Consider the following 20,246-nt stretch of genomic DNA (forward strand, 5'->3'; position numbering starts at 1 on the left):
TTGCTTCCACATTGCGCGAGGTGCGCAGCTATTCGATCGTTTATCCCGGCGCGCGGCTACGCACACATCTATCGTTTACCGGTCAGCACGATGATCCGGAGCTGGCTTCCTCAAAAGCAGGGTCTATGCCAAGTTGTTAAGATGCCTGATTTCGAAATGTTATCAGGCTTTTAACGGGCATTCGCAGGGGGGTAGACCGAAGCCGTCACCATACCCAAGCCTAGGAAATAGGCAACTAGATCAATCGGCGTGCAGTCGTCGAGGTCGAACTGCATACGAAACAAGAAATGCCTCAGGAAAAGGCGATTCTGACAGGGGATTGGCATGGAAGTTCTAACCGCTGCTGAGATGGAGCGTGCCGATCGGCTCGCCATTGCCGCCGGTACGCCGGGCTTCGCGCTGATGCTGAGTGCGGGCCAGGCCGTCGCCGAGGCCGCGATGAACCTCGTGGAGGAGGGGCCGATCGTCGTTGTCGCCGGCCCCGGCAATAATGGCGGCGACGGCTTTGTGGCAGCGGCTGAACTGGCAGCGCGGGGCCGCGAGGTCTCGGTCATCCTGCTGTGTGAGCGCGATAGCCTGCAGGGCGACGCGGCTTCAGCGGCCCGGGGCTGGAAATACCCGGTTCTGCCGTTCAATCCCCAAGCTATCGGCCGGCCGGCACTGATCATCGATGCGCTGTTCGGCGCCGGTCTCGATCGAAGCGTCAAGGGAGAGCCGCAACAGATGATCGAAGCGATCAATGCCAACGGCGCACCCGTCCTCAGCGTTGATCTGCCGAGCGGTGTCAACGGCACCACGGGTGCCGTCATGGGCGTCGCGGTCAACGCGACCGAGACCGTCACCTTCTTCCGGCGCAAGCCGGCGCATTTGCTGTTGCCGGGCCGGATTCACTGCGGTCGCGTGCGTGTTGCCGATATCGGGATCAATCCGAATGTACTCGGAGAAATTCAGCCGCAGACCTTCGAAAACATTCCCGCGTTTTGGCGCCAATGGTTTCCGGTGCCGCGGGTCGACGGCCATAAATACAGCCGCGGCCACGCGGTTGTCGTCTCCGGCGACATGGCTGCGACGGGCGCGGCTCGGCTGTCGGCGCGCGGGAGTTTGCGGGCGGGAGCAGGGCTGGTCACGCTCGCATCGCCCCGCAATGCGCTCACGGTCAATGCCTCCGCGCTGTCGGCGGTGATGGTTCGCGCCGTCGATACGGTGGTCGAGTTCGCCGAATTATTGACCGACAAGCGCTTCAATACCTGCGTCATCGGCCCGGGTGCCGGCCTTGGCGGGCGAACCCGCGATCTGGTCCTGACCGCCCTGTCCGCGAAACGAAGCCTGGTGCTGGACGCGGACGCACTGACCAGCTTTGCCGAGGCGCCCGATCACCTGTTTGAGGCGATCAAAGCATCGCCGGACCCTCAGGTGGTTTTGACGCCGCATGAGGGAGAATTTCCGCGGCTGTTCAGCGACATCAGCAACAAGCATCCGCTGCGCTCCAAACTCGAGCGGGTGCGGGCAGCCGCCGAACGCTCCGGCGCCATCGTCCTGCTCAAGGGACCGGATACCGTGGTGGCGTCAACCGATGGGCGCGCCGCCATCGCCGCCAACGCGCCGCCCTGGCTGGCCACGGCCGGCGCCGGCGACGTGCTGTCGGGCATGATATCGGGCCTGCTGGCACAGGGCGTCCCGGCGTTCGAGGCCGCCTGCATCGGGGTTTGGATGCACGGCGAGGCCGCGCGCGAGGCGGGGCCCGGCTTGATCGCGGAAGATTTGCCGGAGACCATGCCCGCGGTGTTTCGGCGTCTCTATGACGAGTTCGGCGTCGACTATTGAGCCGTCTTTAGCGTTCACTCGACATTGTACCAGCGCACCGATCGAGGCGCCGCCCAGTCGGCCGCGACAGACTCCATCAGCCAGCGTCCGGCATTCTCAGCGGCGAAGGCGATGCGCTGGGTCTGTCCGGCGTCGACCGCCAGCGTATCCAGCCAGAACGGCTTCCAGCCGTCGTCGAGCCGGTCCAGCAGCCTGAAATGATGCCCATGGAGGTGGAATACCCCGGGCATATCGGCGCGATTGGTCAGGGCCAGTACCACGGTGCGGCCGGTCCCGGCCCGGAAGGCGGGGGCGGCCGAGTTGGCGAAACTCGCGGGCGCAGCCCAATCGGCTGATGGTCCGCCGAGCGTTCGTCCACTGAGCGTCAAATCGACCCGCAATGCGTTCTTCAGGTCGAGCCGCGCCGGAAGGCCATTGGACGGCAGCGGCGCCGCCACCGGCAGCGGCGCATCCCGGATCGGCGGCTCGTGTGAGGCGACCAGCCGTGCGATGGGACGAGGCGCCTTGCCGTCATGCAGCAGGATGGACGATGTCGAGCCCGGCGGCACCGTGGCGTCGACGAAGGCATCGACGCGGGTTCCCGGCGCCAGCACCAGCGTGCCGTCGCGCGCCAAAAACGGCTCGCTCGGCTGGCCGTCAAGGGCCATGACACGAACGTCGTGTTTCTCCATTTTTATAGCAATAACATTACGCTGAAAGCCATTGATGAAGCGAAACCTCAGGCGCTCATGGGTCCGCACGGGGACATCGAGCATGGTCAGTCCGTTGACGGTGTAGACCGGCACCGTGTCCTTGGGGTCGATGCCGGGGGCGATCGCGGACCCGTCCGGCCGCAGACGCCAGTCTTCGACCAGAAACACCTCGTCGCGGTCGACGGCGACCGGCTCGCTCTCGCCGACGATCAATGGCAACGCCCGCGATGGCCGCGCCTGACCGTCGCCCAGCAGTCGAACGTCACACAAGAGGGTACCGGCGTGACGTAATGGAATCACTAGGCTTTCCGTGGCATTCGATGCGAGGCGGGTCCGTACGGTCAGCGCTTCGGCTGCCGGGACACCTTCGATCCCGTGCCAGTTCAGGATGGTCGGCACCGGCAGTTCGTTTCCGAGCGTGATTTCAACCGAGTCACCGCGCGTGAAGCGTGGGCCGGGCTTTGCGTCCTGGAGTGACCATATCGGCGTATCCGGCTGTCCCGGACGCAAGGCAAGAACATCGGCCTTGGCCTGCAACCTCAGCGAAGGGAGCCCTTGAGCGGCCGCCATTCGCGGCATCGCCTGGCTCAGGGCCACGGCGCCCAATCCGGCCATCAGCTCGCGTCGGCCCAACCGGGAAATTCGATCTGCCATGGGATCGATGCGGACCATTTTCTGCTGGATATGTCCAGCTGCCGCAGCTACGTCCAAGGAGACTTCTGAGCAGGCTTTAAGGAGGCTTTTGAGCAGGCTCCGAAACGGCCATTTTTTTGCTGCGGACCGGTGGGCTCATGTTATAAGCCCGCCGCTCGCGGCATCGCGGCCGGACGTGATGCTATCAGCGGGCGTGGCGGAACTGGTAGACGCGCTGGATTTAGGTTCCAGTGACGAAAGTTGTGGGGGTTCGAGTCCCTCCGCCCGCACCAAGCGCCGATAGCGTTTGCATGACGATTGCTGGAGGGCCATTTCCAAAGGGCGTCTGCCCCGGGAAACGGTCCGCCGAACCACCGGCGCAGGCTTCCAGGCCGCGCGTCGACCAGATTGACAATGTCCGAGCCTGTTAGGCCGGACCAAGCGGGAAGAAGATTGACGCCATGCAGGTCACAGAAACCCTCGCCGAGGGATTGAAGCACGAATTCCAGATCAGCGTTCCCGCATCGGACCTCGATGCCAAGGCGGACGCCCGTCTGGTGGACCTCAAGGACAAGGTCCGTCTCAACGGATTTCGTCCCGGCAAGGTGCCGGTGAGCCATCTCAAAAAAGTGTATGGCCGCTCGGTCATGGCCGAAACCATCGATCAGACGATCCGCGACACCAACTCGCAACTCTTCACCGAGCGCGGGTTCCGTCTGGCGACCGAGCCCAAGGTCACGATGCCGACCGAGGAAAAAGCCGTCGAGGACATCCTCGCCGGGAAATCCGACCTCACCTATACGGTGGCGATCGAAGTCGTGCCTGTGATCCAGCTCGCCGATTTCAAGAGCTTTACGGTCGAGAAACCGGTGGCTGATGTGACCGACGCCGAGGTCGACGAGGCCATCAAGCGTATCGCCGAACAGAACAGAACCTTCGCCGCCAAGGGCGAAGGCGCCAAGGCCGAAACTGGGGATCGGGTCACGATCTCCTTCAAGGGCTCAATCGACGGCACGCCGTTCGAGGGCGGTGCCGGCGAAGACATGCCGGTGACGATCGGCTCGAATACCTTCATTCCCGGCTTCGAGGAGCAGCTGATCGGCATTGCAGCGGGCGAAACCCGCACCCTCAAAGTGAGCTTCCCGAAGAATTACGGCAGCGAGAAGCTGGCCGGCCAGGCCGCCGAGTTCGAGACATCGGCGTCTTTGGTGGAAGCGGCGCAGGAAACCGTTGTTGACGACGAGTTTGCCAAGACGCTCGGCCTGGAATCGCTCGACAAGCTGAAGGAAGCCGCACGCGAGCGGCTGGCGTCCGAATTCGCCGGCGCCACGCGCCAGCGGGTCAAGCGGACGCTGCTGGACCGTCTCGATGAGACCCACCGCTTCGAGGCGCCGCCATCGCTGGTTGAAGAAGAATTCGACCAGATGTGGAAATCGATCCAGTCCGAGATGGAGTCCGGCGGCAAGACCTTCGCCGATGAGAACACCACGGAAGAGGCGGCCCGGGAGGAGTACCACAAGATCGCCGATCGCCGCGTCCGGCTCGGTCTTGTGCTGTCCGAGATTGGCGAGAGGAACAAGATCACGGTCACCGACGATGAAGTCAGTCGTGCGGTCATCGAGCGCGCGCGCCAGATGCCCGGTCGCGAGAAGGAAGTCTGGGACTTCTATCGCAACAATGCCAATGCGCTGGCCCAGCTTCGCGCGCCGATCTATGAAGACAAGGTCGTCGATTTCATCCTCGAGCTCGCCAACGTGACCGAAAAGAAGGTGACGCGCGAGGAGCTCTACAAGGACGACGAGGCGGAGAAGAGCGCCGCCTGACCAGTTAGCCGGCGTTAAGGATGCGCAGCGAAAGGCGCATGGCGGCGGTGTGCGTCGCTATGCGGGGCTGTGCGAATCAGCTTCAACTGCGGCGGATTAAGCTCGTATTGGCTCCGGTCTTGTCACCGGAGAAATGGCCCATATCTGTGAGCCCTGTCTTTTAAGTCCTGCATCACGGGACGTTCGTCCGTGCCCGGCAAATTTCAGCTCGTTCTGGCTTGCCGATGGATGTTCGCTTCCGCCAACTTGTCTACTAACCCTTGGGTGACTAATGCGCGATCCGGTGGAAACCTACATGAACCTCGTGCCGATGGTGGTCGAGCAGACCAACCGCGGCGAGCGTGCCTACGACATTTTTTCGCGCCTGCTCAAAGAACGAATCATCTTTGTGACCGGACCGGTCGAGGATGGCATGTCGACGCTGACCGTCGCCCAGCTTCTGTTTCTCGAAGCCGAGAATCCGAAGAAGGAGATTTCGATGTACATCAACTCGCCGGGCGGGGTGGTGACGTCGGGCCTTGCGATCTACGACACGATGCAATTCATCCGTCCGCCGGTGTCGACACTTTGCACCGGGCAGGCTGCCTCGATGGGCTCGCTGCTGCTGGCCGCAGGCCACAAGGACATGCGCTTCTCGCTGCCGAATTCGCGAATCATGGTGCACCAGCCTTCCGGCGGGTTCCAGGGCCAGGCCACCGACATCATGCTGCACGCCCAGGAAATCCTGAACCTCAAGAAGCGGCTCAACGAAATCTACGTGAAGCACACCGGTCAGACCTTCAAGGCGATCGAGGATGCGCTGGAACGCGACAAGTTCCTCACCGCCGAGATGGCCCGCGATTTCGGGATTGTGGACAAGGTCATCGACAAGCGTTCGGAAGAGCCGACGGCGAAAACCCCCTGATATTGGCGGTCCGGCGACGGTCGAATTACGGTCGAACAGACGGTTAACCGTTGCCGCCGACGGCGTTTCTGGCCGGCCGGCAGCGCCTTTTTGCCCCGCCCGGGCAGAAAGTTCCGCTTTCGTGCTGGTCTGAAAGCGTGGCAATCGCGCAACGCCGGGCCGATTTCGACCATTCCGCCCCGTGCGAAAGCCGCAAATCACGGTATTGTCACGGATATCGGATGGCCGCCTGATTAGCGAATTCTTGATAGTCGGGTGCGACCATGGTTGGCTAGGTCGAATAGGTTATGCTCGCGGGAGATTCGAATGAACCGCGATTCGTGTGGCATCTAGAGCGTAGGGTCTTTTTTGGTACGGATTTTGCTCTATCTAGAACTCTGTGCCGGTAATTCCCGGAATAGGGCGATCGAGCGTACGGGATCGAACGGCGGACGGAGATAAGAATGAGTAAGGTCGGCACCAGCGACTCCAAGAACACGCTGTATTGCTCGTTCTGTGGCAAGAGCCAGCATGAAGTCCGTAAATTGATCGCGGGCCCCACCGTATTCATCTGCGACGAATGCGTTGAGCTGTGCATGGACATCATCCGCGAGGAGAACAAATCCTCGCTGGTGAAGTCGCGTGACGGCATTCCGACCCCGAAGGAAATCTGCAAGGTCCTCGACGATTACGTCATCGGCCAGAGCCACGCCAAGAAGGTGCTGTCGGTTGCCGTCCACAATCACTACAAGCGGCTCAATCACCAGACCAAGCACAACGATGTCGAACTGGCGAAGTCGAACATCCTGCTGATCGGACCGACCGGTTCGGGCAAGACGCTGCTGGCGCAGACGCTGGCGCGGATTCTCGACGTGCCGTTTACGATGGCCGATGCGACGACCCTGACCGAAGCCGGCTATGTCGGCGAAGACGTCGAGAACATCATCCTGAAGCTGCTGCAGTCGGCCGACTATAATGTCGAGCGCGCGCAGCGCGGCATCGTCTATATCGACGAGATCGACAAGATCAGCCGCAAATCCGACAATCCGTCGATCACCCGGGACGTGTCCGGCGAAGGCGTGCAGCAGGCGCTGCTGAAGATCATGGAAGGCACGGTTGCGTCGGTTCCGCCGCAAGGCGGCCGCAAGCATCCGCAGCAGGAGTTCCTGCAGGTCGATACCACCAACATTCTCTTCATCTGCGGCGGCGCCTTCTCGGGCCTCGAGAAGATCATCTCCGCGCGGGGACGTTCGACCTCGATCGGTTTCGCCGCCCAGGTGCTGGCGCCGGAAGATCGCCGTACCGGCGAAATCTTCCGTCACGTCGAGCCTGAGGATCTGCTGAAGTACGGCCTGATCCCCGAATTCGTCGGCCGCCTGCCGGTGGTCGCGACGCTGGAGGATCTCGACGAAGCTTCGCTGAAGAAGATTCTGACCGATCCGAAGAACGCGCTGGTGAAGCAGTATCAGCGGCTGTTCGAGATGGAGAACATCGAGCTGACCTTCGCCGACGAAGCGCTTGGTGCGGTCGCCCGCAAGGCGATCGAACGCAAGACCGGCGCGCGCGGCCTGCGCTCGATTCTCGAAAGCATACTGCTTGAAACCATGTTCGATCTTCCGGGTCTGGAAGGGGTCGAAGAGGTCGTGATCTCGCGCGAAGTGGTGGAGGGGACGGCTCGCCCGCTCTACATCTACGCCGACCGTTCCGACCGCGCCGTGGAAAGCAGCGCCAGCGCCTGATCGTATCAGCCGCCGGCGAACAGCGTATCGGGTGAAGACGGCTGCCGGGCCTTTCGGCGGCCGTGTTTGTGCAGATCGTTCGCCGCGTTTAGCCCCAATTGGCGGGCCTTTTTCAGCGACTTGACACCTCCATGGTCGATAGCCACCTAATGCTGTCGGCGGTGATAAATCTGGTTTGAGATTCGCCGTAACAACGATCCGGGACGCCGGCCAGACGCGGCCACACGATCCCGGAGCATCTCGGCACCTTGTGGCGGTTGCGCACAAAGCGGACTGCGTGCAAGGGGGCACAACAAAAGGAAAAGGCCATGACGACCCCAAAACCCCGGCCATCTATCGTTCACGGCGAAAGCCATTCTTATCCGGTGCTGCCACTGCGCGACATCGTCGTTTTCCCGCACATGATCGTGCCGCTGTTCGTCGGTCGCGAGAAATCGATCCGCGCGCTCGAGGAGGTCATGAAGAATGACGCCTTGATCATGCTCGCGACGCAGAAGAACGCCTCGGATGACGATCCGACCCCGGATTCGATTTACGAGACCGGCACGCTGGCGAGCGTGCTGCAACTGCTCAAATTGCCCGACGGTACCGTGAAGGTGCTGGTGGAGGGGCTTGAGCGCGCCCGTGTGCAGAAATATACCGGCCGCGCTGAATACTACGAAGCCACTGCGACCGCGCTTGCCGATACCGATGCGACCTCCGTCGAGGCCGAGGCTCTGTCGCGCTCGGTGGTGTCGGACTTCGAGAGCTATGTGAAGCTGAACAAGAAGATCTCCGCCGAAGTCGTCGGCGTGGTGCAGGCCATCACGGATTTCGCCAAGCTCGGCGACACCGTGGCCTCGCATCTGGCCGTCAAGATCGCGGATCGGCAGGCGATCCTGGAGACGTTGTCGGTCACCGCGCGCCTGGAGAAGGTGCTCGGGCTGATGGAGAGCGAAATTTCGGTGCTGCAGGTCGAGAAGCGGATCCGCTCGCGCGTCAAGCGCCAGATGGAGAAGACGCAGCGCGAATATTATCTCAACGAGCAGATGAAGGCGATCCAGAAGGAACTCGGCGACGACGAAGGCCGTGACGAGTTGGCCGATCTGGAAGAGAAGATTGCCAAGACCAAGCTCTCCAAGGAAGCACGCGAGAAGGCGCAGCACGAATTAAAGAAGCTGCGCCAGATGTCGCCGATGTCCGCGGAGGCCACGGTGGTGCGCAACTATCTGGATTGGCTGTTGTCGATCCCGTGGAACAAGAAGTCCAAGGTCAAGAAGGATCTGGTCGCGGCGCAGTCCACGCTCGATAACGACCATTACGGGCTTGAGAAGGTCAAGGACCGCATTGTCGAGTATCTCGCGGTGCAGTCACGCGCCAACAAGCTGACCGGACCGATCCTGTGCCTGGTTGGCCCTCCCGGCGTCGGCAAGACCTCGCTCGGCAAGTCGATCGCGAAGGCGACGGGACGCGAATTCGTTCGCGTGTCGCTCGGCGGCGTGCGCGACGAGGCCGAGATCCGCGGTCACCGCCGCACCTATATCGGTTCGATGCCCGGCAAGATCATCCAGTCGATGCGCAAGGCGAAGACCTCGAATCCGCTGTTTCTGCTGGACGAGATCGACAAGATGGGCGCCGATTTCCGCGGCGATCCGTCATCGGCGCTGCTTGAGGTCCTCGACCCCGAGCAGAATTCGACCTTCAACGATCACTATCTTGAGGTCGATTACGATCTATCCAACGTGATGTTTATCACGACCGCGAATACGCTGAATATTCCGGGGCCGCTGATGGACCGCATGGAGATCATCCGGATCGCCGGCTATACCGAGAACGAGAAGGTCGAGATCGCGCGCAAGCATCTGATCCCGAACGCGATCTCCAAGCATGGCCTGGATTCGAAGGAATGGTCGATCGACGACGACGCGCTGCTCTTGATGATCCGGCGCTACACCCGCGAAGCGGGCGTACGTAACCTGGAGCGTGAGCTTTCGACACTGGCCCGCAAGGCGGTGAAGGAGCTGATGATGTCCAAGAAGAAGTCGGTCAAGGTCACCGAGAAAACTCTGGAAGAGTTTCTGGGTGTGCCGAAGTACCGCTACGGCGAGATCGAGACCGACGATCAGGTCGGCATTGTCACCGGCCTGGCGTGGACCGATGTCGGTGGCGAGCTGCTCACCATCGAAGGCGTCATGATGCCCGGCAAGGGCAAGATGACCGTCACGGGCAATCTGCGCGACGTGATGAAGGAGTCGATTTCGGCGGCGGCGTCTTACGTCCGCTCGCGCGCCGTCGGCTTCGGCATCGAGCCGCCCTTGTTCGATCGGCGCGATATCCACGTTCACGTGCCGGAGGGGGCGACCCCGAAGGATGGCCCGTCGGCCGGCGTGGCGATGGCGACCGCGATCGTGTCGATCATGACCGGCATCCCGATCCGGCATGATGTCGCCATGACCGGCGAGATCACGCTGCGGGGACGGGTCCTGCCGATCGGCGGCTTGAAGGAGAAGCTGCTGGCGGCCGCGCGCGGCGGCATCAAGACGGTGCTGATCCCCGAGGACAACGCCAAGGATCTCACGGAGATTTCCGATGCGATCAAGGGCGGCATGGAGATCATTCCGGTGGCTCGCCTGGACGACGTGATTTCCAAGGCCCTGGTGCGGCCGCCGGTGCCGATTATCTGGGAAGAGGACACCAAGGTACCGGTCAAGCCGGATGCCACGGATGAAGCGTCCGGTGGCCTGACGGCGCACTGAACCTACCCAACATTGAAAAGGCGGCGTTCCCTCGGGGGCGCCGCTTTTTTATGAGGCGACGCCCGGCTTGCGCCAGATGGTGCGGTGGCGTTAAACAGAGGGCGAGGGCGGCTAGCTCAGCTGGTTAGAGCATCTCGTTTACACCGAGAGGGTCGGGAGTTCGAATCTCTCGCCGCCTACCAGCCTTCGCTCTTCGAGCTTCGGCTCGGCAAGCCAGGCTCGGAGAGCGAAGGCTGTCGCGCCGAAGTTGCGAAGCAACGAAGGCGGACGTTCCGCAACCGAGATTTTCATTCCATGGAATCCCCGATAGGCCACGAGCAAAACGCCGACCAGATCGCCTACTGGAATGGACCAGGCGGCCAGCGCTGGGCCGATCGGCAACAGGCGCAGGATATCCTGCTGAAGCCGATCGCCGACACGCTGATCGATCGCGCGAAGCCGAAGGCCGGCGAGCGGATCATCGACGTCGGTTGCGGCAGTGGCGCCACCAGCATCGCCTTCGCGCAGCAGGTCGGATCGTCGGGTCATGTGTTCGGTATCGACATATCGGGCCCGATGCTGGCCCGGGCGCGCGCGAGTGCGCCCAAGGAGTTGCCGGTTGTTTTTGCGCTGGCGGATGCGACTGTCTATCCCTTCGATCCCGCAAGCTTTGATCTATTGGCCTCGCGGTTCGGCGTGATGTTCTTCGCGGAGCCCTCGCGCTCGTTTGCGAACATGCGCAAGGCGTTGCGGCCGTCGGGGAGGCTGGCGTTCGCCTGCTGGCGCGAACCGCGCGAAAATCCGTTTTTCATGGCGCCACTCCAGGCTGTCTACAAACACGTCCCGAAAATGCCGCAGCAAGGGCCGGAAGATCCCGGACCGTTCTCGTTCGCCTCGGAGGCGCGCGTCCACCGTATCCTGGGCGAAGCCGGGTTCACCGGGATTGCGATGGAGCCGCATAATCTGGCGCTCGATGTCGCGATCGGGCGCGGCCTCGATGCGGCGGTGCAGAGCGCGCTGGAAATCGGTCCGGCCAGCCGCGCGCTGGAAGGCCATCCGGCGGACGTTCGTGCAGCTGCGACCAATTCGATCCGCGAGGTGCTGTCGACCTTCGCCAAGGGCGAGACGGTGCCGCTTCCCGCATCGATCTGGATCGTTACCGCGCGCGCCTCCTGAAAACACCTCAGGCGCGCTCTTCCCAGATCATCGCGAGATGGACGATGGTCTGCACGGCTTTTTCCATGTCCTGCCGGCTGACCCATTCCAGCCGCGAATGGAACGCGTGCTCGCCTGCGAATATATTGGGGCAGGGCAGTCCCATGAAGGACAGCCGCGAGCCATCGGTACCGCCGCGGATGGATGTCTTTATCGGCGTGAGGCCGGCGCGCCGGATCGCTTCCATCGCATTGTCGATGATCTCGGGGTAGCGGTCGATCACCTGCTTCATGTTGCGGTACTGCGGCTTGATTTCCAGCCGGTATGATGAATGCGGAAAGTCCCGCATCACCTCCTTGACGATATTTTCCAGCAGGACTTCCTTCTCTTGCAGTCCCGCGTCGATGAAATCGCGCACGATGAAGCTCAGCGTCGCCTTTTCCAGCGCGCCTGAGATGCCGATCGGATGCAGAAATCCTTCCTTGCCTTCGGTGGTTTCGGGCGAGCAGGTATGTTTGGGCAGGCGGTCGACGATGGCGGCCGCGATCTTGATTGCGTGCTCCATCTTGCCCTTGGCAAAGCCGGGATGGGTGCTGACGCCTTCGATGGTAAGGGTCGCGCCATCGGCGGAGAAGGTTTCGTCCTCGATATTCCCAGCGGTTTCGCCATCGATCGTATAGGCGAAATCGGCGCCGAGTTTCTTGAGGTCGGCCTTGTCGACGCCGCGGCCGATCTCCTCGTCGGGCGTGAACAGGATCTTGATCGTGCCGTGCTTGATCTGCGGGTTGTCGATCAGGAACTGCGCGGCATCCATGATTTCGGCGAGGCCGGCCTTGTTGTCGGCGCCGAGCAGCGTGGTGCCGTCAGTGGTAATGATGTCGTTGCCGATCTGGTCGGCCAGTGCTGGATGATCCGCGGCACGGATGACTTGGGTGGGATCGGCCGGCAACACGATGTCGCCGCCGCGGTAATCCCTGACGATCTGAGGCTTGACGTTGGCGCCGGTACAGTCGGGCGAGGTGTCCATATGCGAACAGAAGCAGATGACCGCGACTGGCTTGTCCGTATTGGCCGGGATGGTCGCGTAGACATAGCCGAGTTCGTCGAGATGCGCGTCACGAATTCCCATCGCCTGCAACTCGCGCGCGAGCAGGGCCCCCAGCACTTTTTGCTTTTCCGTGGAGGGGCAGGTCGGGGACGCCGGGTCCGACTGGGTGTCGATGACCACATAGCGCAGAAAGCGCTCGGTTACGGTGTGGGTGAACCCTGGGAGCGAAGCCACAATCCAAACCGTGTGTAAGACAGGGAAGCTTAAGCTGTGATTGAAGCGTCATCCCGGGGAGCCGCGTATGCCGGGATGACGCAAGGTCAGGATTGGAAAACGCGTCCTATCAGACGGCTTCCTTCAATTCCTTGGCTGCGCGGAAGGCGACCTTCTTGCTGGCCTTGATATGGATCGCTTCGCCGGTGGCGGGGTTGCGGCCCATGCGGGCGGCGCGCTTGCGCACCTGCAGGATGCCAAGACCGACGATACGGATGCGCTCGCCCTTCTTCAGATGCTTGGTGATGCGACCGACCAGATCGTTCAGAATCGCTTCCGCCTGCTTCTTGGACAACTCCTGCTCGTCGGCGATTGCCGCGGCGAGATGCTTGAGCGTGACGGTGGTCGGGGTCGCTGCCTTCTTCGCCATATTTGGCCCTCCTCGTTGTTGATGGCTTAGGAACCTAAGACGTAGCAGGCCTTAAATGATTCGGACCCGGCGTGCCTACGCTGTTTTGCCTGCAAACAGCCTATTTTTTGCATCGACATCGCAAAAATGCCCGACTGGCAAGGGGATTCGCAACAACCTTGACTTGGCTAGGTCGCCCCTTTAAGTCCTCATTCCTGTGCGGATCAGTCTCTGATTTCGACGTCCGCGGGAGTAGCTCAGTTGGTTAGAGCGCCGCCCTGTCACGGCGGAGGCCGCGGGTTCGAGTCCCGTCTCTCGCGCCATTATTTCAATGGCTTAGCGCCTGCATACGCCGCATTTTCCAGATTTCCGCCCGCCGATCTATGGTGGCGCGATCATGATTGGCCGAAGGCATTCGGGCGATGCGGTTGGTACTGCCCCCGAGAAAATCTGGCGCCCTGCAAAGCTCCAAAGCAAAAGGCCGCCCTGGGGAGGGGCGGCCTTACTTCGCATCGCCAGGACGTTGGGGGGCGGCCTAGCGAACGATGGATGCATCCGAACTGGTTACGGTCACGGGCTTGCCCGCCTTAATGACATGAGCGGTCTGGCTGTAATCCGAACCGGTGCGGGCGGAGATGCCGAAACCCGCGACCGCAATGCCAGCTACCAGCGCCACGACCACGATCTTCAGGTGGGTCGCACGGTCCGCCGAGTGAATTGAATGGTTCATGGAAGCCTCCTGGCGCCTCTGTCGCCGCTTTATTGACGACAGATTTACCCCCCGTGTGTTTCCGGCCGGTTTCGTGGGTTCCCCAAAATGGTTTCGTGGGCGTCTTTCAGGCGGTTTTCCTGCCGGCCATGGAGGAGGGCGTTTCCGTGCTATGCGGCGGCCGATCGTGGTTGGGCCGATCGGGGCGGCGGAAGGTCCGATGGCAGGGGCGGCGCCGGATCGCGCCGGGAGATAAAGGCGGTGTTGGCGAGCGGCGGTCCTCACCACAGGGGATAGGGTCGCCGGCACCTCATGTTGCCAGGTGATCCCGAGTTTTCCCGCCGCGTCTGGGACGAGGCGGAGCCGTCAAGATAGCTTGTCTTGCGCCCTCTGTTGCGCTGCGCTAAGCCTCAGAACAATTCCAATTAACGAATCTGCTGTTGTCAGCGACCGCAGGAAAAAGGCCCCGCCGATGACCGGCATCTTGCAGAATTACCTTCCACTTGTGGTGTTTATCGGGGTCGCCGGCCTGATCGGTTTGGTGCTGCTGATTGCTCCCTTCCTCGTCGCCTTCCAGCAGCCCGATCCGGAAAAGCTTTCGGCGTATGAATGCGGGTTCAACGCTTTCGACGACGCCCGCATGAAGTTCGACGTCCGGTTCTATCTGGTGGCGATCCTCTTCATCATCTTCGACCTCGAAGTCGCATTCCTGTTTCCGTGGGCGGTCGCGTTCGGCAAGCTCGGGGCGACCGGCTTCTGGTCGATGGTGGTTTTCCTCGCCGTCCTCACCGTCGGCTTTGCCTATGAATGGAAGAAAGGCGCGCTCGAATGGGATTGAGCCCCGCTGCCGCAACGCCAGGGTTCGCACCGGCGGTGGCCCCCGCCGCGACCGGCATTATCGATCCATCGACCGGCCGGCCGGTCGGAGCCAATGATCCCTACTTTCTCGAGGTCAATCACGAACTGTCCGACAAGGGCTTCTTCGTCACCGCCACCGACGACCTGATCACCTGGGCGCGCACGGGATCGCTGATGTGGATGACATTCGGCCTCGCATGCTGCGCGGTCGAGATGATGCAGATGTCGATGCCGCGCTACGATGCCGAGCGCTTCGGCTTTGCGCCGCGTGCTTCCCCGCGCCAGTCCGACGTGATGATCGTGGCGGGCACGCTGACCAACAAGATGGCGCCGGCGCTGCGCAAGGTCTACGACCAGATGCCCGAGCCGCGCTACGTGATCTCGATGGGGTCATGCGCCAATGGCGGGGGCTACTATCATTATTCGTATTCGGTGGTACGCGGCTGCGACCGCATCGTGCCCATCGATATCTACGTGCCTGGCTGCCCACCAACGGCGGAAGCGCTGCTTTACGGCGTGATGCTGCTGCAGAAGAAGATCCGGCGCACCGGAACCATCGAACGGTAAAGACCATGCAGATCACCGGCCTCCCATTCGGCACTACCGACTGGTCGAGCGTAGAGCCGACCACGCATCAGGGCGACACCGGCGTGGCGACCTGGCGCACCCGGCAATTCGGCGATATCCGCGTTCGGATGGTCGACTATTCGCCGGGCTATGTGGCCGATCACTGGTGCCAGAAGGGGCATATCCTGTTGTGCGTCGAGGGCGAGCTTGGGACCGATCTCGCTGACGGCCGTACGTTCAGATTGACGCCCGGCATGAGCTATCAGGTCGCCGATGGGGCCGAGCCGCATCGTTCGCACACCGCGCAGGGTGCGCGCCTGTTCATTGTGGATTGATGGGGTGCGATGAGCGAACTACTCAATAGTCTCGGAGAGAAGATCGTCGGCGGGCTCGGCGATGCCGCGATCGGTCATTCGGTGGCGTTCGATCAACTCACCGTCACGGTGCAGGCCTCAAGGATCGTCGATGTCGTCAAATTCCTGCGCGACGATCCCGGTTGCCGCTTCGTCAGCCTGATCGATGTGACGGCGGTGGATTATCCCGGGCGCGAGAAGCGCTTCGACGTGATTTATCATTTTCTGTCTCCGGCGCTGAATGCGCGCGTCCGTTTGCGCGCCGAGGCCGACGAGACCACCCAGGTGCCGTCGATCATCGAGGTGTTTCCCGGTTCCGACTGGTTCGAGCGCGAGTGCTACGACCTCTACGGGGTGATCTTCACCGGCCATCCCGACATGCGGCGGCTGTTGACCGATTACGGCTTCGATGGCCACCCGCTGCGCAAGGACTTCCCGCTCTCCGGCTTCGTCGAGGTGCGCTACGACGACCAGGAGAAGCGGGTGGTCTACGAACCCGTCCGTCTCAACCAGGAATTCCGCAAGTTCGATTTTCTCTCGCCATGGGAGGGTGCCGACTATCCGGTGCTGCCCGGGGATGAGAAAGCGGGGCCGAAACCATGACCGAAGCAGCACTGCGCAACTTCACCATCAATTTCGGGCCGCAGCATCCGGCGGCGCACGGCGTGTTGCGCCTGGTGCTGGAGCTCGATGGTGAAGTGGTCGCCCGCGTCGATCCGCATATCGGGCTGCTTCATCGCGGCACCGAGAAGCTGATCGAGCAGAAGACCTATTTGCAGGCGATCCCGTATTTCGACCGGCTCGACTACGTCGCGCCGATGAACCAGGAACACGCGTTCTGTCTGGCTGCGGAAAAACTGCTCGGCATCGCGGTGCCGCGCCGCGGCCAGTTGATCCGGGTTTTGTATTGCGAGATCGGCCGCATCCTGTCGCATCTTCTCAATGTCACCACGCAGGCGATGGACGTCGGCGCGCTGACCCCGCCCTTGTGGGGCTTTGAAGAGCGCGAAAAGCTGATGGTGTTTTACGAGCGCGCCTCCGGCTCGCGGATGCATGCGGCCTATTTCCGGATCGGCGGCGTGCACCAGGACCTGCCGCCGAAACTGATCGACGATATCGACGCCTGGTGCGGTCCGTTCCTCGGCGTGGTCGCCGACCTCGAACGGCTGCTGACCGGCAACCGCATCTTCAAGCAGCGCAACGTCGATATCGGCGTGGTCTCGCTGAAGCAGGCGTGGGAGTGGGGCTTTTCCGGCGTCATGGTGCGCGGCTCCGGAGCGGCCTGGGATCTGCGCAAGGCGCAGCCCTACGAATGCTACGCCGAAATGGATTTCGACATTCCGATCGGCAAGAACGGCGATTGCTACGACCGCTACTGCATTCGCATGGAAGAGATGCGCCAGTCGGTGCGCATCATGAAGCAGTGCATCGTAAAGCTGCGTGCCGCCGACGGGCAGGGACCTGTCGCCATCGAAGACAACAAGATTTTCCCGCCGCGCCGCGGCGAGATGAAGCGCTCGATGGAATCGCTGATCCATCATTTCAAGCTCTACACCGAGGGCTTCCATGTGCCCGCCGGCGAAGTCTACGCCGCGGTCGAGGCGCCGAAGGGCGAGTTCGGGGTGTATCTGGTCGCCGACGGCAGCAACAAGCCCTACAAGTGCAAGATCCGCGCGCCGGGTTTTGCCCATCTGCAGGCGATGGATTTCATCTGCAAGGGCCATCTACTGGCCGACGTCTCGGCGATTCTGGGTTCGCTCGACATCGTGTTCGGAGAGGTCGATCGGTGATCGCGTTGCCGCCCATCCAGTTTGACCGGGCATCGGGAGCTCTTGAGGGAGCCAACCTGTGGGAGCGGACGGCTGCGCTGGCACTGGCGACGGGTTCGAAAATATCCTCACACTTTTCGCATCGCGGCTACAACGGCTGCGCCAATCTGCTGCGCAAGACGCTGCCCGAGCGCAACATCGCGATCAAACTCAATTCCGACGCGACGTTCGAATTCCCCTATGGCGATGGTTACTGGAGCAAGCTGCTCAATCGCTCGTATAGTTATGAGGACGAACTGGAACTGCTGTTCCGGGATTCCGCCAGCGTCGACTACACGCTGCTCGATTGCGGCGCCAATTTCGGTTACTGGTCGGTACTGGTTTCCAGCGCGCCGTTCGGTTCGCACCGGGCGATCGCGATCGAGCCGTCGTCGCAGAATTTTGCCAAGCTCAAGAACAATGCCGAGATCAATGGTCACCGCTTCGAGTTGATGAAGTGCGCGATCGGCGCGGCGCGCGGCACCGCACGGCTGTCCGGTACCAAGCATGAGGCGTTGAGCATCACCGGCAATGCCGGCGGCAGCGGCGAGGACGTGCCGGTGATCGCGCTGGATAATCTGCTCGACGACGGCAAGATTTCGCCTGGCGGCAAATATTTGATCAAGCTCGACGTCGAAGGCGTCGAGGTTGAAGCCATCAAGGGCGGCACGCGTCTGTTGCAGGGCGACAGCGTCCTGCTGTGCGAGGAACACGGCAATGACCCCCGTCATACCGTGTCGCGCTTTATCCTCGAGCAGACGCCGCTCAAGCTGATCGTTTACGATCCCCGCAGCAATCGCCTGGAGACCGTCACCGAGCTTTCGATACTCGACCGCATCAAGGTTTCATCCCACGTCGGCTATAACGTGTTCGGCACCGCAAGCGCATTCTGGCAAAATCGGATCAATGCCCTGAACGCCAACGCCACGCGCCGCATGCAATGAGAGACTGAAAGACAATGTCCGTCCGCCGCCTCGCACCCAAGGAACTACAGCCCGCGAACTTCACGTTCTCGGCGGAAAATCTCGCGTGGGCGAAGGAGCAGATCGCCAAATACCCGCCAGGCCGCCAGGCATCGGCGGTGATACCCATCCTGTGGCGGGTGCAGGAGCAGCATGACGGCTGGGTTTCGGAAGCCGCGATCCGCGCGGTGGCTGATTTGCTTGGCATGCCCTACATCCGGGCGCTCGAGATCGCGACCTTCTACACCATGTTCCAGCTGCAGCCGGTCGGCAAGAAGGCCCATGTCCAGGTCTGCGGCACCACGCCATGCCGGCTGCGCGGCGCCGCCGATATCATCGAGGTGTGCCAGAGCCGCATCCATCATGATCCATTTCACCTGTCCAAGGATGGTGATTTCAGCTGGGAAGAGGTCGAGTGTCTCGGCGCCTGCGTGAATGCGCCGATGGTACTGATCTGGAAAGATACCTACGAGGACTTGACCAAGGAAAACTTCGGCAAGGTGCTGGACGGCTTCGCCTCCGGCAATCTTCCGAAGCCGGGGCCGCAGAATGGCCGTCAGTTCTCCGCCCCCATGGGCGGGCCGACCACGCTGAAGGAAACCACATGACGCGTATCCGCACGCTGGAAGCGTCAAAGCCCGGGAGCGTCGGTGTCATGGGGAAATGGCGCTATATCGCTCTGCATGCCCTGACCGCAGCCACATTCATTTTTCTGTTGCAGCGCTATGGGCTGAATGCCTCGCTGGATTCAAGCCTGTTGTGGGCGCTGACCTTCGGCGGATGCGCCGCCGGCCTCGCCTTCATGCAGTCCAATCGCTGACCCCTGAGGAAGCTTCAAGTCATGCTCGACGACAAGGACCGCATCTTCCGCAATCTCTACGGCCTCGACGACTGGGGTCTTGAGGGCGCGCGCCGCCGTGGCGCCTGGGACGGCACCAAGGCGATCATCGACAAGGGCCGCGACTGGATCATCGCCGAGATGAAGGCCTCCGGACTGCGCGGACGGGGCGGGGCAGGGTTTCCGACCGGGCTGAAATGGTCGTTCATGCCCAAGGAATCGACCGACGGCCGTCCGAGCTATCTCGTGGTCAATGCCGACGAGTCCGAACCCGGCACCTGCAAGGATCGCGAGATCATGCGGCACGACCCGCATCTTCTGGTCGAAGGCTGTCTGATCGCGAGCTTCGCGATGAACGCGCACGCCTGCTACATCTACGTGCGCGGCGAATTTATCCGCGAGCGCGAGCATCTGCAGGCCGCGGTCGATCAGGCCTATGCGGCCAAGCTGATCGGCAAGGACAATATCAACGGCTGGCCGTTCGACCTCTATGTGACTCACGGCGCCGGCGCCTATATCTGCGGTGAAGAGACCGCGCTCTTGGAAAGCCTCGAAGGCAAGAAGGGGATGCCGCGGCTGAAGCCGCCGTTTCCGGCCAATGTCGGTCTGTATGGCTGTCCGACCACCGTCAATAACGTCGAGTCGATCGCGGTCGCGCCGGATATTCTGCGGCGTGGTGCGGCGTGGTTCGCCGGTATCGGCCGGCCCAACAATGTCGGCACCAAGCTGTTTTGCATCTCCGGCCATGTCGAGCGTCCCTGCAACGTCGAAGAGGCGATGGGAATTCCGTTTCGCGAATTGATCGAGCGCCATTGCGGCGGCGTCCGCGGCGGCTGGGATAATCTCAAGGCGGTGATTCCCGGCGGCTCCTCGGTGCGCATGGTGCCGGCGGAACAGATCATCGATACGCCGATGGATTTCGACAGCCTGGGCAAGCTGCGCTCCGGCCTTGGCACCGCCGCCGTCATCGTGATGGACAAGTCGACCGACCTGATCCAGGCGATCGCGCGAATCTCCT

At 62.0% G+C, this 20,246-nt stretch carries 19 protein-coding genes and 3 tRNA genes; 18 read left to right on the forward strand and 4 right to left on the reverse strand.

From position 1 onward, the window contains the following. Positions 1 to 324 precede the first annotated feature (324 nt). Positions 325 to 1,824 (forward strand): NAD(P)H-hydrate dehydratase, encoded by a 1,500-nt coding sequence (locus ABR948_RS03600; RefSeq protein WP_428114069.1) that lies wholly within the window; start codon positions 325 to 327, stop codon positions 1,822 to 1,824. Positions 1,825 to 1,838: 14 nt separating this feature from the next. Here the strand turns inward: ABR948_RS03600 and ABR948_RS03605 are convergent, their stop codons facing one another. Continuing rightward, complete coding sequence (locus tag ABR948_RS03605; protein ID WP_428114070.1) at positions 1,839 to 3,170, reverse strand: multicopper oxidase family protein; 1,332 nt, start codon at positions 3,168 to 3,170, stop codon at positions 1,839 to 1,841. Positions 3,171 to 3,357: 187 nt separating this feature from the next. On the opposite strand from ABR948_RS03605, the gene ABR948_RS03610 reads away from it, so the two are divergent. The 7 genes from ABR948_RS03610 (at position 3,358) to ABR948_RS03640 (ending at position 11,484) form a co-directional block, all read left to right on the forward strand. After that, positions 3,358 to 3,442: transfer RNA gene (locus ABR948_RS03610), tRNA-Leu, on the forward strand. A 168-nt stretch (positions 3,443 to 3,610) separates the two neighbouring features. After that, a complete protein-coding gene (gene tig / locus ABR948_RS03615) occupies positions 3,611 to 4,972 on the forward strand; it encodes a trigger factor (RefSeq protein ID WP_428114071.1) in 1,362 nt (453 codons plus the stop codon). 271 nt (positions 4,973 to 5,243) lie between these two features. Continuing rightward, positions 5,244 to 5,876, forward strand: a complete 633-nt coding sequence (locus tag ABR948_RS03620; RefSeq protein WP_428114072.1) for an ATP-dependent Clp protease proteolytic subunit — start codon at positions 5,244 to 5,246, stop codon at positions 5,874 to 5,876. Positions 5,877 to 6,319: 443 nt separating this feature from the next. Further along, positions 6,320 to 7,594, forward strand: coding sequence for an ATP-dependent Clp protease ATP-binding subunit ClpX (gene clpX / locus ABR948_RS03625; RefSeq protein ID WP_027537232.1), 1,275 nt, complete (start codon positions 6,320 to 6,322; stop codon positions 7,592 to 7,594). Between the two features lie 308 nt (positions 7,595 to 7,902). After that, a complete protein-coding gene (lon, locus tag ABR948_RS03630; protein WP_428114073.1) occupies positions 7,903 to 10,329 on the forward strand; it encodes an endopeptidase La in 2,427 nt (808 codons plus the stop codon). Positions 10,330 to 10,434: 105 nt separating this feature from the next. Further along, positions 10,435 to 10,511 (forward strand) — tRNA-Val (locus tag ABR948_RS03635). Between the two features lie 112 nt (positions 10,512 to 10,623). After that, positions 10,624 to 11,484: a class I SAM-dependent methyltransferase gene (locus ABR948_RS03640; protein ID WP_428114074.1), complete on the forward strand. Its 861-nt coding sequence runs from the start codon at positions 10,624 to 10,626 to the stop codon at positions 11,482 to 11,484. Positions 11,485 to 11,491: 7 nt separating this feature from the next. Here ABR948_RS03640 and pepT read toward each other — a convergent pair whose 3' ends face one another. Next, complete coding sequence (gene pepT / locus ABR948_RS03645) at positions 11,492 to 12,748, reverse strand: peptidase T (protein ID WP_428114084.1); 1,257 nt, start codon at positions 12,746 to 12,748, stop codon at positions 11,492 to 11,494. Between the two features lie 106 nt (positions 12,749 to 12,854). Continuing rightward, complete coding sequence (locus ABR948_RS03650) at positions 12,855 to 13,154, reverse strand: HU family DNA-binding protein (protein ID WP_424615548.1); 300 nt, start codon at positions 13,152 to 13,154, stop codon at positions 12,855 to 12,857. A 225-nt stretch (positions 13,155 to 13,379) separates the two neighbouring features. On the opposite strand from ABR948_RS03650, the gene ABR948_RS03655 reads away from it, so the two are divergent. Beyond that, positions 13,380 to 13,456: transfer RNA gene (locus ABR948_RS03655), tRNA-Asp, on the forward strand. A 212-nt stretch (positions 13,457 to 13,668) separates the two neighbouring features. Here the strand turns inward: ABR948_RS03655 and ABR948_RS03660 are convergent. Then, positions 13,669 to 13,863 (reverse strand): hypothetical protein, encoded by a 195-nt coding sequence (locus tag ABR948_RS03660; protein ID WP_428114075.1) that lies wholly within the window; start codon positions 13,861 to 13,863, stop codon positions 13,669 to 13,671. A 451-nt stretch (positions 13,864 to 14,314) separates the two neighbouring features. Between ABR948_RS03660 and ABR948_RS03665 the strand changes: the two genes are divergently transcribed. The 9 genes from ABR948_RS03665 to nuoF form a co-directional block, all read left to right on the forward strand. Further along, on the forward strand, positions 14,315 to 14,680 hold the full coding sequence (locus ABR948_RS03665; RefSeq protein WP_428114076.1) for an NADH-quinone oxidoreductase subunit A: 366 nt from the start codon (positions 14,315 to 14,317) through the stop codon (positions 14,678 to 14,680). Then, complete coding sequence (locus tag ABR948_RS03670; RefSeq protein ID WP_428114077.1) at positions 14,671 to 15,267, forward strand: NuoB/complex I 20 kDa subunit family protein; 597 nt, start codon at positions 14,671 to 14,673, stop codon at positions 15,265 to 15,267. Before ABR948_RS03665 ends, ABR948_RS03670 begins: the two co-directional genes overlap by 10 nt. Before the next feature lie 5 nt (positions 15,268 to 15,272). Then, entirely contained in the window at positions 15,273 to 15,602 is a 330-nt protein-coding gene (locus ABR948_RS03675) for a DHCW motif cupin fold protein (RefSeq protein ID WP_428114078.1), read from the forward strand. A gap of 9 nt (positions 15,603 to 15,611) precedes the next feature. After that, a complete protein-coding gene (locus ABR948_RS03680; protein ID WP_428114079.1) occupies positions 15,612 to 16,223 on the forward strand; it encodes an NADH-quinone oxidoreductase subunit C in 612 nt (203 codons plus the stop codon). Beyond that, the gene (locus ABR948_RS03685; RefSeq protein ID WP_428114080.1) at positions 16,220 to 17,410 is read left to right on the forward strand and encodes an NADH-quinone oxidoreductase subunit D; all 1,191 of its coding nucleotides are present in this window, start codon (positions 16,220 to 16,222) and stop codon (positions 17,408 to 17,410) included. The genes ABR948_RS03680 and ABR948_RS03685 overlap by 4 nt, the downstream gene beginning before the upstream one ends. Then, positions 17,410 to 18,372 (forward strand): FkbM family methyltransferase, encoded by a 963-nt coding sequence (locus ABR948_RS03690; protein WP_428114085.1) that lies wholly within the window; start codon positions 17,410 to 17,412, stop codon positions 18,370 to 18,372. Before ABR948_RS03685 ends, ABR948_RS03690 begins: the two co-directional genes overlap by 1 nt. 14 nt (positions 18,373 to 18,386) lie before the next feature. Next, positions 18,387 to 18,998 (forward strand): NADH-quinone oxidoreductase subunit NuoE, encoded by a 612-nt coding sequence (gene nuoE / locus ABR948_RS03695; RefSeq protein WP_428114081.1) that lies wholly within the window; start codon positions 18,387 to 18,389, stop codon positions 18,996 to 18,998. Then, on the forward strand, positions 18,995 to 19,210 hold the full coding sequence (locus ABR948_RS03700) for a hypothetical protein (RefSeq protein ID WP_428114082.1): 216 nt from the start codon (positions 18,995 to 18,997) through the stop codon (positions 19,208 to 19,210). The genes nuoE and ABR948_RS03700 overlap by 4 nt, the downstream gene beginning before the upstream one ends. 21 nt (positions 19,211 to 19,231) lie before the next feature. Next, positions 19,232 to 20,246, forward strand: a 1,015-nt coding sequence (gene nuoF / locus ABR948_RS03705; protein WP_428114083.1) for an NADH-quinone oxidoreductase subunit NuoF, incomplete at its 3' end; no start/stop codon positions are given.

This window comes from Bradyrhizobium sp. (genome assembly GCF_050014615.1).
Lineage (GTDB): Bacteria > Pseudomonadota > Alphaproteobacteria > Rhizobiales > Xanthobacteraceae > Bradyrhizobium.